The sequence below is a fragment of the Terrabacter sp. R4-6 genome, from assembly GCF_057529065.1.
The window spans coordinates 1,010,536-1,026,396 of sequence record NZ_CP197224.1 but is presented as its reverse complement, the minus strand read 5'-3'; the positions used below and the strand labels follow the sequence as shown (position 1 = coordinate 1,026,396).

General features: G+C 73.4%; 15 protein-coding genes. 12 read left to right on the top strand and 3 right to left on the bottom strand.

Going from position 1 to position 15,861, the window contains the following annotated elements; all coding sequences use genetic code 11:
* Positions 1-4: 4 nt before the first annotated feature.
* Together ACSSS0_RS04795 and ACSSS0_RS04790 are read right to left on the bottom strand one after the other, a co-directional pair.
* Positions 5-1,135 (bottom strand): hypothetical protein, encoded by a 1,131-nt coding sequence (locus tag ACSSS0_RS04795; protein ID WP_487230250.1) that lies wholly within the window; start codon positions 1,133-1,135, stop codon positions 5-7.
* Complete coding sequence (locus ACSSS0_RS04790; RefSeq protein ID WP_487230249.1) at positions 1,132-1,764, bottom strand: SigE family RNA polymerase sigma factor; 633 nt, start codon at positions 1,762-1,764, stop codon at positions 1,132-1,134. Before ACSSS0_RS04790 ends, ACSSS0_RS04795 begins: the two co-directional genes overlap by 4 nt.
* A 138-nt stretch (positions 1,765-1,902) precedes the next feature.
* On the opposite strand from ACSSS0_RS04790, the gene ACSSS0_RS04785 reads away from it, so the two are divergent.
* Positions 1,903-2,793, top strand: a complete 891-nt coding sequence (locus ACSSS0_RS04785; RefSeq protein ID WP_487230248.1) for a PHP domain-containing protein — start codon at positions 1,903-1,905, stop codon at positions 2,791-2,793.
* Entirely contained in the window at positions 2,790-3,404 is a 615-nt protein-coding gene (locus tag ACSSS0_RS04780) for a MarC family protein (RefSeq protein WP_435985064.1), read from the top strand. Before ACSSS0_RS04785 ends, ACSSS0_RS04780 begins: the two co-directional genes overlap by 4 nt.
* A gap of 21 nt (positions 3,405-3,425) precedes the next feature.
* On the opposite strand, the gene ACSSS0_RS04775 is transcribed toward ACSSS0_RS04780, so the two are convergent.
* Positions 3,426-4,655, bottom strand: coding sequence for an acetyl-CoA C-acyltransferase (locus tag ACSSS0_RS04775; protein WP_487230247.1), 1,230 nt, complete (start codon positions 4,653-4,655; stop codon positions 3,426-3,428).
* 170 nt (positions 4,656-4,825) lie between these two features.
* Between ACSSS0_RS04775 and ACSSS0_RS04770 the strand changes: the two genes are divergently transcribed.
* From ACSSS0_RS04770 to ACSSS0_RS04725, 10 genes are all read left to right on the top strand, one after another.
* The gene (locus ACSSS0_RS04770) at positions 4,826-6,076 is read left to right on the top strand and encodes an acetyl-CoA acetyltransferase (protein WP_487230246.1); all 1,251 of its coding nucleotides are present in this window, start codon (positions 4,826-4,828) and stop codon (positions 6,074-6,076) included.
* 59 nt (positions 6,077-6,135) lie between these two features.
* Positions 6,136-7,653: a carotenoid oxygenase family protein gene (locus tag ACSSS0_RS04765; protein ID WP_487230245.1), complete on the top strand. Its 1,518-nt coding sequence runs from the start codon at positions 6,136-6,138 to the stop codon at positions 7,651-7,653.
* On the top strand, positions 7,637-8,641 hold the full coding sequence (locus ACSSS0_RS04760; protein WP_487230244.1) for a winged helix-turn-helix transcriptional regulator: 1,005 nt from the start codon (positions 7,637-7,639) through the stop codon (positions 8,639-8,641). The genes ACSSS0_RS04765 and ACSSS0_RS04760 overlap by 17 nt, the downstream gene beginning before the upstream one ends.
* Positions 8,642-8,750: 109 nt before the next feature.
* Entirely contained in the window at positions 8,751-10,526 is a 1,776-nt protein-coding gene (locus tag ACSSS0_RS04755; protein WP_487230243.1) for a class I adenylate-forming enzyme family protein, read from the top strand.
* The gene (locus ACSSS0_RS04750; RefSeq protein ID WP_487230242.1) at positions 10,523-11,548 is read left to right on the top strand and encodes an NAD(P)H-dependent flavin oxidoreductase; all 1,026 of its coding nucleotides are present in this window, start codon (positions 10,523-10,525) and stop codon (positions 11,546-11,548) included. The genes ACSSS0_RS04755 and ACSSS0_RS04750 overlap by 4 nt, the downstream gene beginning before the upstream one ends.
* A gap of 364 nt (positions 11,549-11,912) precedes the next feature.
* Positions 11,913-12,158, top strand: coding sequence for a hypothetical protein (locus ACSSS0_RS04745; protein WP_487230241.1), 246 nt, complete (start codon positions 11,913-11,915; stop codon positions 12,156-12,158).
* 55 nt (positions 12,159-12,213) lie between these two features.
* The gene (locus tag ACSSS0_RS04740) at positions 12,214-13,098 is read left to right on the top strand and encodes a RecB family exonuclease (protein ID WP_487230240.1); all 885 of its coding nucleotides are present in this window, start codon (positions 12,214-12,216) and stop codon (positions 13,096-13,098) included.
* Positions 13,091-13,768, top strand: coding sequence for a maleylpyruvate isomerase N-terminal domain-containing protein (locus ACSSS0_RS04735; protein WP_487230239.1), 678 nt, complete (start codon positions 13,091-13,093; stop codon positions 13,766-13,768). The genes ACSSS0_RS04740 and ACSSS0_RS04735 overlap by 8 nt, the downstream gene beginning before the upstream one ends.
* Before the next feature lie 26 nt (positions 13,769-13,794).
* Entirely contained in the window at positions 13,795-14,625 is an 831-nt protein-coding gene (locus ACSSS0_RS04730) for a ParA family protein (RefSeq protein WP_487230238.1), read from the top strand.
* Between the two features lie 103 nt (positions 14,626-14,728).
* Positions 14,729-15,775: an NAD(P)-dependent alcohol dehydrogenase gene (locus ACSSS0_RS04725; protein ID WP_487230237.1), complete on the top strand. Its 1,047-nt coding sequence runs from the start codon at positions 14,729-14,731 to the stop codon at positions 15,773-15,775.
* Positions 15,776-15,861 lie beyond the last annotated feature (86 nt).

Sequence of the window (15,861 nt, the reverse complement as noted above, 5' to 3'; positions counted from 1 at the left end):
CCGTTCAGCCCTTCCGCGCCTGGGCGAAGCCGACGGTGGTCGAGGTACCGCCACCCTTGACCGTCAGCTCACCTTTGACGTGCTGGGTCGAGGTGGGCGCGACGACGAAAGCCGTTCGGCCGTCAACCTGCTGGGTCGACACCACGACGTCGTCCGTGGGGTCCGACGACGTCACGCTGACCTCCTTCGTGCCGTCGGCCCACCCGAAGACGAGGTCGGGCGTCGGCTCGACGCCGGTCCGGGCCGGGACGGGCAGGATGCGCAGCGGGGCCGCCCCGCTCGGACCCTCGATCGCGCCCGGGACCCAGAGGAGGCCGCTCTGCTCGTCGTCCGTCCACAGGACCCGCATGGTGCCGTCCGGGGTCGTGAGGACCGCCCGGTGCAGGTCCGTCCGGGCATTGGTCGTCAGCGCTGCCCGGTATCCGACCTTGGTCGGGTCGGCGTCGTCCAACGCATCGGTCCACACGACCCCGACCAGCTGGGCAGCATCGAACCCCGCGACCTGCCTGACGAAGAGGTAGCGCGTCGGGGCAGGGCCGCCTCCGGCCGGGACGAGCCGGGTGGTGGCCCCCGAGCCGCCGGACATCGTGACGTCCGGCGCGAAGACGGGGCCGGCATTGATGGTGCGCGGCGTCCCGGTCTCGACCCACCCGGCGACGACGCCCGGCAGGCCGCTCTCCGCCGGCAGCAGCAGGCTGGACCCGCCCACCTGCGGGCGGGGCACCTCCCGCCGCACGGTCTTGACGCGCGTGGCGCCGTCGAGGACGAACCATGTCTCCCGCACCTTGCCACCCGCGGCGCTCGCGATCTCGACCCGGATGCCGGACGCTTTGGTCGACTGGGAGGAGTCGTCTGGGTAGAGCTGGGCGGACTCGTCCAGGGCCGCCGCGACGGCCGTCTGGCTCGAGCTCGGGTCGCCGGCGGGCAGGGCACGGGGCCGGCCGGCGCCGAGCTGGACGGCGACGACCGCGACGACGGCGGTGGCGGCCGCGACGGCGGCGGCCGCCGCGATCCGCCGACGACGCACGACGCGGTGACCCTCGGCGAGCACGGCGTCGGGGCTGAAGGTCAGGCCGGCGACATGGGTGGCGTCGTCGAGGGCCGCCCTGATGTCGGTGTCCGGTGCGGCGTTCATCGGGCGCTCCTTCCAGCGTCGGTGGGGGTCTGCGTCGGTGGGGTGGTCGGTCGGGTCGTCGGTGGGGTGCGGTCAGCGAGCGTCTCGGGCCCCCCGGCAGCCTCATCGAGGGCCTCCGCGGTGGCCAGCGCCGACCGCAGCGCCGCGAGGCCGCGCGAGCCGGCGCTCTTGACGGCGCCGACGGAGATCCCGAGCACCTCGGCCGTCGCCTGCTCGGAGAGGTCGGTGTAGTAGCGAAGCACGACGACGGTGCGTTGCTGCTCGGGCAGGGTGCGGAGCAGGCGGACGACGAGGTCGCGGTCGTCGCTCGTCCGCACGGCGTCGCGCCGGGACGTGTCGGGCCTCGTGTCGGGCGTCGTGTCGGGCGGGATGTCCGTGACCAGCTCGCGGCGCGTCGCGCGCCACACGTCGGTGCGGTGGTTGACGAGGACCCGACGGGCGTACGCCAGCGCCTCACCCTCCCGCACGCGCGGCCAGGCGACGTACGTCTTGACGAGCGCGGCCTGCGTCAGCTCCTGCGCCCTGTGGTGGTCGCCCGTCAGCAGCCACGCCGTGCGCAGCAGTGCCGGGCCGGCCTGCTCCATGAAGGCCGTGAAGTCGGCATCGCGCGCAGCGCTGCGGCGGCTCACGTCGTTCCCCTGTCCCTGCTCGTCATGCCCTACCTACGGGCGGTGCCCCGCAAAGGTTGCCAGCAACGGTCACCTGCTGCTCACCCGCACGGACGGGCCGTGGCCGAAGGGGACCGCGGACGCCCCTACGCTGGGGGCGTGACTCCGACCGGGACCGACAGTGCAGGGCACCCGCGCCCGGTCATCGACCTGCACACCCACTCGGCGGTCAGCGACGGCACGGAGACACCGGCCGAGCTCGTCGCCGCCGCGGCCACGGCGGGGGTCGACGTCCTCGCCATCACCGACCACGACACGGTCACCGGCTGGGCCGAGGCCGCCGAGGCCGCCCGCGTCCACGGCGTGACCCTCGTGCGCGGCATCGAGATCTCGTGCGCGTGGCGCCACTCCTCGATCCACCTGCTCGGCTACCTGCCCGACGCCGGTGACCGGCCCCTCATGGAGGAGCTGGCCCGCGCCCGCGACTCCCGGTCCACGCGGCTCGAGCGGATGGTCGCGCTCATGGCGGCGGACGGCATACCTCTGGGCTACGACGAGGTGCTCGCCCAGGTGGGCCCCGACGCCACGCCCGGTCGACCGCACATCGCGGACGCCCTCATCGCCAACGGCACGATCCGTCACCGCGACGAGGCGTTCCGGTCGTGGCTCGGCGACGACTCGCCCTACTACGTCGGCCACTACGCCCCGGACCCCGTGCGCGCCGTCGAGCTCGTCCGGGCGGCGGGCGGCGTGCCGGTCATCGCGCACCCCTTCACGCGCACCCGGTCCGGCGACCTCGACGACGCGCTCGTCGAGCGGATGCGCGACGCCGGGCTCGTCGGGCTCGAGGCGTTCCACCGCGACCACGGCCCCGAGGAGGTCGCGCGGGCGACGGCGCTCGCCGACCGGCTCGGGCTGCTGCTCACGGGGTCGAGCGACTACCACGGCGAGGGCAAGCGCAACCGGCTCGCCGAGAACACGACGGCCCCGGAGGTGCTCGACTCGATCGAGGCGGCCTCGAGCGGGGCCACGGAGGTCCTGAGGCCGTGAGCGTCTTCGACACGACCGTCTTCCTCAGCACCTTCATCACCCTGGTCGTCATCCTCGACCCGCCGGGCGCGGTGCCGATCTTCCTCGCCCTGACCGGGTCGCTGACGAAGGTCCAGCGCCACGTCGCGGCCCGGCGTGCCTCGCTCGTCGCGGTCTTCGTCATCGGGATGTTCGCGCTCTTCGGCAAGAGCATCCTCGACTACCTCCACATCTCGATCGCCGCGCTCCAGGGCGCCGGCGGACTGCTCCTGCTCCTCGTCGCGCTCGAGCTGCTGACGGGCAAGGAGTCCGACTCGCTGGCCGACGCCGGCGTCAACGTCGCCCTGGTGCCGCTCGGCACGCCGCTGCTCGCCGGCCCGGGCGCGATCGTCGCGACGATGCTCGCCGTGCAGGGCTCCGACACGACGGGGGCGTACACCGCGGTCGGCGCCGCCCTCGTCGGCGCGATGCTCGTCGTCTACCTCGTGCTCCGCTTCGCCGGACAGGTGCGCGGGCTGCTGCGCGAGAGCGGCACGATGCTGCTCACCCGCATCGCGGGCCTGCTGCTGTCGGCGATCGCCGTGCAGATGGTTGCCGACTCGGTGCGGGCCTTCGTCAACGGCGAGGGCTGAGGGCCGACGGGCGCATGTCCATCAGCCGTCGACGCGCTCGACGAGGACGGCCGTGCCGAGCCCGGCGGCTCCGCTGACGGCCGCGACGCCCCAGCGCCCGCCGCGACGCTCGAGCGCCTCGATGCACTGGCCGACGAGGATGGCGCCGGTCGCCCCGAAGGCGTGACCCATCGCCATGGTGCCGCCGTCGGGGTTCATCCGGTCCGGCCCGGCGTCGAGGTCGCGGCGGAAGCGCAGGCACAGCGCCGAGAAGGCCTCGGCGAACTCGAAGACGTCGACGTCCCTCGCAGACAAGCCCGCCCGCGCGAGCACCCGCTCGACGGCCGACTGTCCGGCGGTGAGCATGACGACGGGGTCGACAGCGGTCGACGCGGCGGCGACGATGCGCGCCCGCGGCGCGAGGCCTGAGGCCCGGGCGGCCCGGGCCGACCCGACGAGCAGCAGCGCTGCCGCGTCCGCGACGGACGGGGAGGTGCCCACGGTGTGCAGGTGGTCGATCCGGTCGAGAGGGCGTATGCCGTCCGCCGCGGCGAGCGCGACGGCGTCCTGGCCGTCCGCCCCCAGCTGCGCGAAGGCGGGCGTCAGGGCCGCGAGCGACTCGGCGGTCGTGCCGGGTCGGACGAGCTCGTCGTGGTCGAGGCCGGGACCGCGCCCGTCGGCCGGCACCGGCACGAGGGACCGTGCGAAGGCACCTTCCGCCCGCGCCCGCGTCGCCTTGGTCTGCGTCTCGAGGCCGTAGGCGTCGAGCTGCTCGCGGGTGAAGCCCTCGAGGGTCGCGTTGAGGTCGGCGGCGATCCCCATGTGGACCGAGCCGAGGCGGCGCACGAGGGCTGGGTCGGCATACAGCGCCCCACGGTCGGCGAACATCGGCACGCGCGACACGCTCTCGACGCCTCCGGCGACGGCGAGCTCGAGGTCGCCCGCGCGCACCCGGGCCGCGGTCTGGCCGACGGCGTCGATGCCGGACGCGCAGAAGCGGTTGAGGGTGACGCCCGGCACGGAGGGGCCCCAGCCGGCGACGAGCGAGGCGGTGCGGGCGAGGTCGGCCCCCTGCTCGTCGACCTGGGTCGCGCAGCCCAGCGTCACGTCGTCGACGCGTCCCGGGTCGATCCCGGTGCGCTCGACGAGGGCCCGTTGGAGGTGCACGACGAGGTCGATGGCCGTGAGGCCGTGCAGCGAACCGCGTGCGGACGCACGCCCGCGGGGGGTGCGCACGACGTCGAGGACGTACGCGTCGTCACCGTCGCCCATCCGTCCTCCCGATCGGTCCGGCCTGAGCCCGCGAGGGCCGCCGCGCCCGGTGTCGCGCCCGGCCCGGATCCACCTCGTCGCACCCGGCGAGTCACTCTGCTAGTTGTAGTACCGTGCCCGGAGAAGGGCAAGGCTGGGCACCGACGGCGGCGTCGGGAGCGGAGGCGGACATGACGGCCGGCAACGCGAGCACCCCCCGCACGGGACTCTGGGTGCTCGGCGGCTCCCAGACGGACTTCGCGCGCCACCTGACCCGTGAGGGCGGAGACGTCTCCGACCTCGTGGGCGAGATCGTCGACCGCACCCTCGAGGCGAGTCGTGCCGACGCAACCGACGTCGACGTGATCCACGTCGGCAACGCCTTCGGCCAGCTCTTCACCGGCCAGGGCCATCTCGGCGCCATGCCGGCGACGGTCCGTCCCGGCCTCTGGGGCCTGCCCGCTGCGCGGCACGAGGCCGCGTGCGCGTCCGGCGGCGTGGCACTGCTCGCCGCCATGGCCGACCTGCGCGCGGGCCACTACGACTGCGCCCTCGTGCTCGGCGTCGAGCTCGAGAAGACCGTGCCCGGCGACGAGGCCGCCACGCACCTCGGCGCAGCCGCCTGGGTCGGGCACGACGGCGAGGGCGCCCGCTTCATGTGGCCCCACGTCTTCAGCGCCATCGCCGACGAGTACGACCGTCGGCACGGGCTCGACGACACCCACCTGCGCGCCATAGCCGCGCTGAACCTCGCGAACGCCCGGCGCAACCCCAACGCCCAGACCCGCGGCTGGGACGTTCCGGACCTCACCGGACCCGACGCGACCGACGACGTGCGCAACCCCGTCGTCGAAGGCCGGATCCGCCGCTACGACTGCAGCCAGGTCACCGACGGCGCCGCCGGCGTGGTCCTCGTCTCCGACGCCTGGCTGCGCGACCACCCGGGACGCCGACCCGTCGCGCGCATCGAGGGCTGGGGCCACCGCACCGTCGGCCTCGGTCTGCGGCAGAAGCTCGACCGTGACCGCGACGAGCTGTACGTCCTGCCCCACGTGCGCCGGGCCGTGACCGACGCGTTCGACCGGGCCGGCGTCACCCTCGAGGACCTCGACGGCTTCGAGGTGCACGACTGCTTCACCCCGACCGAGTATCTCGCCATCGACCACATCGGCCTCACCGGACCGGGGGAGTCGTGGAAGGCCGTCGAGGACGGCTCCATCGCTCCCGGCGGACGACTGCCCATCAACCCGAGCGGCGGGCTCATCGGCGGCGGCCACCCGGTGGGGGCCAGCGGCATACGCATGCTCGTCGACGCGGCCAAGCAGGTCAGCGACACCGCAGGCGACTACCAGGTGGAGGGTGCCCGCACCTTCGGCACCTTGAACTTCGGCGGCAGCACCGCCACCACCGTCAGCCTCGTCGTCGGCGCCGTCGCCGACTGACCGCTGACTCCCAGCCACTGACCGAACCACGCAAACCACTGCGAGCCAAGGAGACCCGGATGGATGTCGACATCGTCGGTCGGATGCTCTCGACCCTGCCCGCGGACGACGACCACCCCTACCGCACCGGCCCGTGGCAGCCGCAGACGACCGAGTGGAGGGCGGACGACCTCGACGTCGTCGAGGGTGAGGTGCCCACCGACCTCGATGGCGTCTACCTGCGCAACACGGAGAACCCCGTCCATCCGTCGCTCAAGCACTACCACCCGTTCGACGGCGACGGCATGGTCCACGTCGTCGGCTTCCGTGACGGAAAGGCCTTCTACCGCAACCGGTTCGTGCGCACCGACGGCTTCCTCGCCGAGCAGGAGGCCGGGCAGTCGCTGTGGGCCGGTCTCGCCGAGCCGCCCTACCTCTCCCTGCGCGAGGACGGCTGGGGCGCTCGCCGCCAGATGAAGGACGCGTCGTCGACCGACGTCATCGTCCACCGTGGCACGGCCCTCACGAGCTTCTACCAGTGCGGCGACCTCTACCGCGTCGACCCGATGTCGGCCGAGACCCTCGGCAAGGCGACGTGGAACGGCCGCTTCCCCTTCGACTGGGGCGTCTCGGCGCACCCGAAGGTCGACGACCGCACCGGCGAGCTGCTCTTCTTCAACTACAGCAAGGAGGCGCCGTACATGCACTACGGCGTCGTCGACGAGGCGGACGACCTCGTCCACTACGTCGACGTCCCGCTGCCGGGGCCGCGGCTGCCGCACGACATGGCCTTCACCGAGAACTACGTCGTCCTGGGCGACTTCCCCCTCTTCTGGGAGCCGGAGGCCCTCGCCAAGGGCGCGCACGTCGCGCGCTTCCACCGCGACATGCCGAGCCGATTCGCCGTCATCCCGCGGCGGGGGCAGACGAGCGACATCCGCTGGTTCGAGGCCGACCCGACGTACGTCCTCCACTTCGTCAACGCGTACGAGGAGGGCGACGAGATCGTCCTCGACGGCTTCTTCCAGGGCGACCCCGAGCCGAAGGACAACGGCATGGGCGACCGGTGGGAGCGGGCCTTCCGCTTCCTCGCGCTCGACCGCATGCAGGCGCGCCTGCACCGCTGGCGCCTCAACCTCCGCACCGGTCTCGTCACCGAGTCGCCGCTCTCCGACAGCATCACCGAGTTCGGCATGATGAACGGCTCGTATGCCGGTGGGGCCTACCGCTACGCGTACGCCGCGACGGGCAAGCCCGCGTGGTTCCTCTTCGACGGCCTCGTTAAGCACGACCTGCACTCGGGCACGGAGGAGCGGTTCTCCTTCGGGGACAACGTCTTCGGCAGCGAGACGGCGATGGCACCCAGGGTCGGGAGCACCGCCGAGGACGACGGCTACCTCGTGACGCTGACGACCGACATGAACGACGACGCCTCGTACTGCGTCGTCCTCGACGCGGCCCGGGTCTCCGACGGGCCGGTGTGCAAGCTCCGGCTGCCCGAGCGGATCTCGAGCGGCACCCACTCGACATGGGCCCCGGGGGCAGAGCTGCGACGGTGGAGCACGGCGGACACGGCAGCGGATGCGATCGGTCTCTGAGTCGGTGGTCGACGACGTCGACCCCGGCACCGTGGCGACCCGGCTCGACACCGGGTCGACGAACGCCATCGGGCGGATGCTCGGGCTGCTCGGCGACGAGTGGACCCTCCTCATCCTCCAGCGGGCGCTGCGCGGCACGACGCGCTACGGCCAGTTCCTCGACGAGGTCGCCATCTCCAACGCCGTCCTCACCTCCCGGCTCACGACGATGGAGCGCGAGGGCCTGCTCCACCGTGTCGTCTACCAGCAGCGGCCGGTCCGGGCCGAGTACGTCCTGACGCAGCGCGGCCGTGGGCTGTGGCCGGTCACGATCGCGATCTGGGACTGGGAGCGGCGCTGGGTGCCGCGGCACGCCGCCACCCTGCCGGCGATGCGCCACGCCCTGTGCGGCCAGAACTTCGCACCCGTCCTGACGTGCACGGGCTGCCGCGAGGTCGTGCGCTCCTCCGACGTCCACGCCGAGTGGGGGCCGAGCGGCTCGTGGGAGCGGTCCGTCCCGGAGTCGACGACACGGCGGCGGTCCGACCCCCGCACCGAACGGACCTCCGCCGGCCTCTTCCCCGAGACGATGGCGATCTTCGGCAACCGCTGGTCCTCCGCCCTCATCGGCGCCTCCCTGCGGGGGCTGACGCGCTTCGGCGACTTCGAGGAGGCCCTCGGGGCGCCGCCGAGCCTCGTCGCCGAGCGGCTCCGCGCGTTCTGCGACATCGGCGTGCTCGAGCCCAGGGGGCGCCGCACGGGCGGCGGGGACGGCCGCGCCGAGTACCACCTCACCGAGAAGGGCCACGCCTTCTACCCCGTCGTCGCCGTGGCCATCGACTGGGCACACCACTGGTATGCCGCCGAGGAGGGTTCCGCGCTCGTCCAGCAGCACGTGCCGTGCGGGTCTCCGCTCGCCGTCGCGCTCGCCTGCGACCAGTGCTCGGCCGACCTCCACGGCAGCGACATCGAGGTCGTCCCGCGCGCGCACCGTCGGTCCGCCCGCTAGTCCCAGCCAGCCAGTACCGAGGCGAAAGACCCACAGCAGCAACGCAGCTCACACCGAAGCACGTCCCGCACAGACCACCTCACGCCGAACCACGAAGGAGCGCCCAGCCATGGCGAACGCACGCGGACTGCACCCGCCGGAGAAGGTCGCCGACTACCGGGCCAGGGGCTGGTGGGGCGAGGACACGCTGGACGGGCTCTTCGCCGACCGGGTGCAGGCCCGCGGCGACGCGCTCGCCGTCGTCGACCCCGCCAACCGCGAGGCGCTGCTCGGCTCGGCGCCGCGACGGCTGACGTGGCGCGAGCTCGACGACGAGGTCGCGTCCCTCGCCGCCCGCCTGCTGTCCCTCGGCCTCGGTCGAGGCGACGTGCTCGGGGTCCAGCTCGCCAACTCCGTCGAGCTCGTCGAGGTCTACCTCGCGGCCTGGCGCCTCGGGGTCGTCGTGTCGCCGTTGCCCGTGCAGCTGCGCGGGCGCGAGGTGGCCGCCATGTGCGCGAGTGCCGGCGTCACGGCATACCTCAGCAGTGCCCACTTCGGTGACCGCGCCCTGTCGGCGGACGCGGCCACGGCGCTCGGCGACGTCGAGTCGGTGCGTGCCGTCATCGCGTACGGCCCCGAGGAGGAGACGGCCGACGTGCCCATCGGCGTCCGCGTGTGGCACCCCGGTCCCGCCACGGACGCCGATCGAGAGGCCGTCGAGGCGTATGCCGCCGCCGACCCCAACGAGGCCAACGACGCCGTGACGATCTGCTGGACCTCGGGCACCGAGAGCGCACCCAAGGGGGTGCCGCGCTGCCACATGGACTGGCTCGCCGTCGGCGTCGCGACCACCGAGGCGCCGCAGGTCACGGTCGGCGACGTGCTGCTCAACCCCTTCCCGATGATCAACATGGCCGGCATCAGCGGGATGTTCCTGCCGTGGCTGCTCACCGGCTGCGTCCTCGTGCAGCACCACCCCTTCGACCTGCCGACGTTCCTCGGGCAGGTCGCCGTCGAGCGGGCCACCTACACGTGCGCGCCGCCGGCCCTGCTCTGGATGCTGCTCGGCAACGAGGAGCTCATGGCGACGGTCGACGTCAGCAGCCTGACCCGGATCGGCTCCGGCTCTGCGCCGCTGCAGCCGGCGATGGTGCGCGGCTGGCAGGAGCGGCACGGCATCAGCGTCATCAACTTCTTCGGCTCCAACGAGGGGATCGGGCTGCTGTCGAGCCCCGTCGACTTCCCCGACCCCGACGACCGTGCACAGTACTTCCCACGGTTCGGGGCGCCGGGCGTGACGTGGTCGACCCGCGCCGGTGAGTGGACCGACACGCGCCTCGTCGACATCGTGACGGGCGAGGACGTCACCGAGCCCGGCCACCCCGGCGAGCTGCACATCAGCGGACCGAGCGTCTTCGCCGGCTACCTCCACGGCGAGGAGCTGCCGAGCCCGTTCGACGACCGTGGCTACCTCCGCACCGGCGACCTCTTCGAGATCGCGGGGGAGCAGGGCCAGTACCTGCGCTACCTCGACCGGGCCCGCGACCAGGTGATCCGCGGGGGCATGAACATCGCCCCGGCCGAGCTCGGGGGTCTCATCGCCGACCACCCGGCCGTCGCCGACGTCGCCGTCGTCGGCGACCCCGACGAGCGGCTGGGGGAGCGCGTCGCGGCCGTGGTCGTGCTGCGCCCCGGGGCGTCGCTGACCCTCGACGAGCTCGTCGGCTGGCTCCGGGAGCGCAGCATCGCCTCGTTCAAGCTGCCCGAGCGGCTCGAGGTGCGTGACGAGCTGCCCCGCAACCCCGTCGGCAAGGTGCTCAAGCGCCTGCTGCGGCAACCGGACGCGCCCGCGGTCCGCGAGGCGCCCGACGGCGGCGGAGCCGGGACCCCCGGGGCGAGCGGGTGACGCCGCAGGAGCTGCTCGCGGCGCTGCGGCTCCCCGTCGTGGCGGCGCCGATGTTCCTCGTGTCGGGCCCCGAGCTCGTCGTCGCCGCGGCGCGGGCCGGCATCCTCGGAGCGTTCCCGACGCAGAACTGTCGCACGCCCGAGCAGCTCGACGAGTGGCTCGGGGCGATCGCCTCGGGCTCCGGCGGCGCGCCGTGGGCCGTCAACCTCGTGACGCACCGGAGCAACACGCGTCTGGCCGACGACCTCGCGCTCGTCGCGGCGCACCGGCCGCCCGTCGTCATCACGGCCCTCGGCTCGCCCCGGCCCGTCATCGAGACCGTCAAGGGCTACGGCGGGCTCGTCGTGGCCGACGTCATCGACCTCGTCCTCGCCCGCAAGGCGATCGACACGGGCGTCGACGGACTCGCGTGCATCAGCGCGGGCGCCGGCGGGCACACCGGTCATCTCTCTCCCTTCGCCTTCGTGTCGGCCGTGCGCGACCTCTTCGACGGTCTGGTCACCGTCGGGGGAGGCATCGCCGACGGCGCCGGGGTCGCCGGCGCCGTGGCTGCCGGCGCCGACCTCGTCTACATGGGCACCCGTTTCCTCGCGACGACGGAGAGCCGGGCCGTCGACGACTACAAGCAGATGGTCGTCGCGCACGGCCCCGACGACCTCGTCGTCAGCGACGGCATCACGGGGGCGGACGCGTCCTGGCTGCGACCGAGCCTGCGGGCGCACGGGCTCGACCCCGACCACCTCGTGCACGACGGGGTCCGGAGCTACGACACGGCCGAGTCGCCGGCCAGGAAGTGGTCGCAGCTGTGGGCGGCCGGGCAGGGGCTCCAGAGCATCCGTTCGGTGCTGCCGGTCGCCGACGTCGTCGACGCGCTCGAGCGTGAGTTCCGCACGGCTGCAGACCGGCTCACCGAGATCGCCGCGGCTTCGCCACGGGCGCCCGGCCCGCCGGACACCGCTACGTCCCCACCGGAGGCCTCCGGGTCGGCCGACGCGCGTGCGGGTGTGCCGTCCGGCGGCTAGACACGCGACGTGCGCCCGTGAACGGGACGTACGCCTCTGGCGTCGCCTGCGGGTCTCGGCGGAGAGTGGGCGTGTCGAAGGAGCAGGTCATGACCTCCCACGTCCCCACCTCGCGCACGCCTCCCGCGCCGACGGGGCCGTCCCGGCTCGTCACCGGCCGGGGCGCGGCCCGGGTCGCAGCAGCGTCGGCCGCGCTCGTCGCCCTCACCCCCCTCGTGCCGGCGGGGGTGAAGCCGTTGACCTTCTACCCGGGCCTCGCCGGTCTCGCCGTGGCCGCGGTCCTCGCCGTGCTCGCCGGGGTCCCGGTCGCGGGGAGCGGTTCACCGCCCGTCTGCGCGCGGTGTTGGGCTGGGTCGCGGTCGGCATGCTTGTCGTCGGGCTCACTGCGCCGCTCGTCGCCGGTCTCGTGCCGACGACGACCCAGCAGGCGAGCACGGTCCAGAACCTCGTGGTCCAGTGGGGCCTGACCCTGGCGGCGGCGTCGGGCCCGGTCGTGCTGGCGGCGGTCTGGAGGCGCCGGGAGACCTCCCTGCCGGCGGTGGCGCTGTGCCTGCTCGTGAGCTGGCTGTGGCTCTTCGTCGTCCTGGGCTTCACCTTCGCCGCCGCCTAGTCGGTGGTGTGCACGCCTCCCACCGGGTGTCGCACCGGGGTCGTAGGGTGTCGGCGTGACGACGGGACCCGCGCAGCAGACGACCTTCGCGGGCATGCCCACGCCGCTCTACTCCGGCTCGCCGTCGCGACTGCTCGCGTGGCTCGACTGCCCGCGGCGCTACCGCATGCAGTACCTCGACCGCCCGCGCCCGCAGGCCCGCCCGCAGCGTGCCCACACGTCGGTCGGCATCGCGACCCACAACGCGCTGCGCGACTTCTGGGACCTCCCCGCCGACCGCCGCACCCCGGCAGGGGTCGCCGAGCTCGTCCGCTCGTCGTGGATCGACGTCGGCTTCCGCGACCCCGAGCAGTCCGCGGCCTGGCGGCTGCGCGTCCGCGACGCCGTCACCGAGTACCTCCGGGCCAGCGACCGGGACAACCAGCCCGTCGGCATCGAGCGCAGCGTCTCGCTCAAGACCGACGAGGTCGCCATCACCGGTCGCATCGACCGGCTCGACGACCGTGAGGGCGAGCTCGTCGTCGTCGACTACAAGACGGGTCGACAGGTGCCCACCGACGACGACGCGCGCACGTCGCTGCCGCTCGCGTTGTATGCCGTCGCGGCCTCCCGGATGTTCCGCCGGCCGTGCCACCGGGTCGAGCTCCACCACGTGCCCTCCGGCACGGTCGCCGCGCACGAGCACACCGACGAGTCGCTCGCACGCAAGATCGCCGAGGCCGAGTCGATCGCCTCCGACCTGCGCCGCGCCGACTCCGAGTTCAAGGAGGTCGGCGTCGAGTCGACCCGCTTCGCGCCCCGCACCTCGGCGATCTGCTCGTGGTGCGACTTCCGGGCGCACTGCCCCGAGGGCCAGCAGATGGGCCCCGAGAAGTCCGACTGGGCCGGCCTGGAGCCCGCCGGCTACGAGACCACCCCACCGGAGCGCGACGATGCCTGAGCCCAGCAGCCGACCCACCACCCAGCCCACACCCGAGCGCGACCTGCGGCCGGCGTTCCTCGCGGCTGCCGACCACGTCATCGCCATCGTCGCCCGCGAGGACGTCGCCGCCGCCTGGCACCGGCCGAGCGCGCTGCCCGAATGGAGCGTCGGCGGGCTCGTCGCCCATCTCGCCAGCCAGCCCGTCACGGCCCTGACCCTGCTGCGCGCCGAGCCCGCGGTCGACGCCATCGCGCTCGACGAGCACTACGCCCGGTCGGCGTGGGTGTCCGGTGGCCTCGACGACGACGTCAACGTCTCCATCCGGTCCGGCAGCGACGAGCAGGCCGAGGCCGGCCGCGACGTCGTCCTCGCGCGGGTCGTCGCGGCGCGGGCCGAGCTGCCCGACGCGCTCGCCGACCAGCACGCCGACCGGGCCGTCCTCATCCCCTGGACCGGCTGGGCGCTGCGCCGCGACGACTTCCTCACGGGCCGGATGATGGAGGTCGTCGTCCACGGCGAGGACGTCGCCGCCAGCGTCGGCTTCACCGCGCCGAGGCTGCCCGACGACGTGCTAGCCCCCGTCGTGGCCCTGCTGACCCGACTCGCCGCGCGCCGGCACGGGCAGGGCGCCCTGGTGTCGGCTCTGTCACGCTCCGAGCGCGCCCCCCGGACGATCTCGGCCTTCTGACCGGCCGACCTGACACACTGGGCCGCATGGCGTCCCGCACCCGCACCTCCGGCCCGTCCACGGCGCGTCGGGGTGCCGGAGGCTCCTCCGCCGACAGCGGTCCCACGGTCATCGCCCTGGCGAACCAGAAGGGCGGCGTCGCCAAGACGACGTCGGTCGCGAGCATCGGTGCCGCGCTGGCCGAGCTCGGGCAGCGTGTCCTGCTCGTCGACCTCGACCCCCAGGCCTGCCTCACCTTCTCCCTCGGCGTCGACCCCGACACCGTCGAGCGGTCCGTCCACGACGTCCTGACGGGGTCCGCCGAGCTCGGCGACGTCGTCGTCTCGTGCGAGGAGGGCGTCGACCTCGTGCCCTCGGCCATCGATCTCGCCGGTGCCGAGGCCATGCTCCTACCGCGACCCGGCCGCGAGTACGTCCTGCGCTCGGCCCTCGAAGGCGCCGACACGGCATACGACGTCGTGCTGCTCGACTGCTCGCCGAGCCTGGGGGTGCTGACGCTCAACGCGCTCACGGCCGCCGACGCCCTCATCATCCCCATGCCGTGCGAGATGCTGAGCCACCGCGGCGTCGGGCAGCTGCTCGACACCGTCGCCGACGTGCAGAAGATCCTCAACCGCGACCTCGAGGTCTGGGGCATCCTGCCGACCCTCTTCGACGGGCGCAGCAACCACGCCCGCGAGGTGCTCGCCGACGTGGGGGAGCGCTACGACCTGCCCGTTCTCGAGCCGCCGATCCCCAAGACGGTGCGCTTCGCCGAGGCGCCGGCCGTGGGCCGCTCGATCCTCGCGACGGCCCGCACGTCCAAGGGCGCGCAGGCCTACCGCGACGTCGCCGACTCCCTGCTGACGAGGCTGTGACGCAGGTCCCAGACGTTCGACCCGACCAGCAGACGGGGAATGAACCGTGGTGAGGGTGCGCTGCACCAGAGAGCGTCGCCACCCACCACGAAGGAGAATCCCCTTGATTTCCACCCCCGCACTGGTCGCACCGAGCGCCGGAGCCGCCTTCGAGGCCCGGACCGTCGAGCACCGCGACCTGCGAGACGACGACGTCCTCATCGACATCAAGTTCGCCGGCATCTGCCACAGCGACATCCACCAGGTCCGCGAGGAGTGGGGCAGCGCGATCTTTCCCATGGTCCCCGGACACGAGATCGCCGGTGTCGTGTCGGCCGTCGGTGACGGCGTCACGAAGTACAAGGTCGGCGACCGCGTCGGCGTCGGCTGCATGGTCGACTCGTGCGGTGAGTGCGAGTTCTGCAAGGACGGCGAGGAGCAGTTCTGCTCCAAGGGCGCCGTCATGACCTACAACGGCACGGGCTACGACGGCGAGCCGACCAAGGGCGGCTACGCCCAGCAGGTCGTCGTCTCCGAGCGCTTCGCCGTCGGCATCCCCGACGGCATCGAGCTCGACGTCGCCGCCCCGCTGCTCTGCGCCGGCATCACCGTGTGGTCCCCGCTCAAGCGCTGGGGCGCCGGTCCCGGCAAGAAGGTCGCCGTCATCGGCCTCGGCGGCCTCGGCCACATGGCCGTCAAGCTCGCCGCCGCCATGGGCGCCGAGGTCAGCGTGCTGAGCCGCACCGACGCCAAGAAGGGCGACGGCGAGGCCCTCGGCGCGACGCACTACTTCGCCACCGGCGACGAGGGCGTGCTGGGGAGCCTCAAGGGCCGCTTCGACATCATCATCAACACGGTGAGCGCCGACCTGCCCATGCAGACCTACATCGGCCTGCTGCGCCCGCTCGGTGTCATCGCCAACGTCGGGCTGCCCACGGGCAACTACGACTTCGCGCCCGGCGCCGTCGTCGGTGGCAGCCGCGTCGTGGCCGGCTCGAACATCGGCGGCATCCCCGCGACGGCCGAGATGCTGGCCTTCTGCGCCGAGCACGGCATCGGCGCGACGGTCGAGACGATCTCGGCCGACGAGGTCGACGCGGCCTACGACCGCGTCGTCGCCGGCGACGTGCGCTACCGCTTCGTCATCGACACCGCGACGATCAACGCCTGACGCCGAGTGGCTGTCGTCGCAACACACCGAGCAGGTCACGACACCCCGGGATCCGATCCCGGGGTGTCGTGACTGTCACGGGGTGT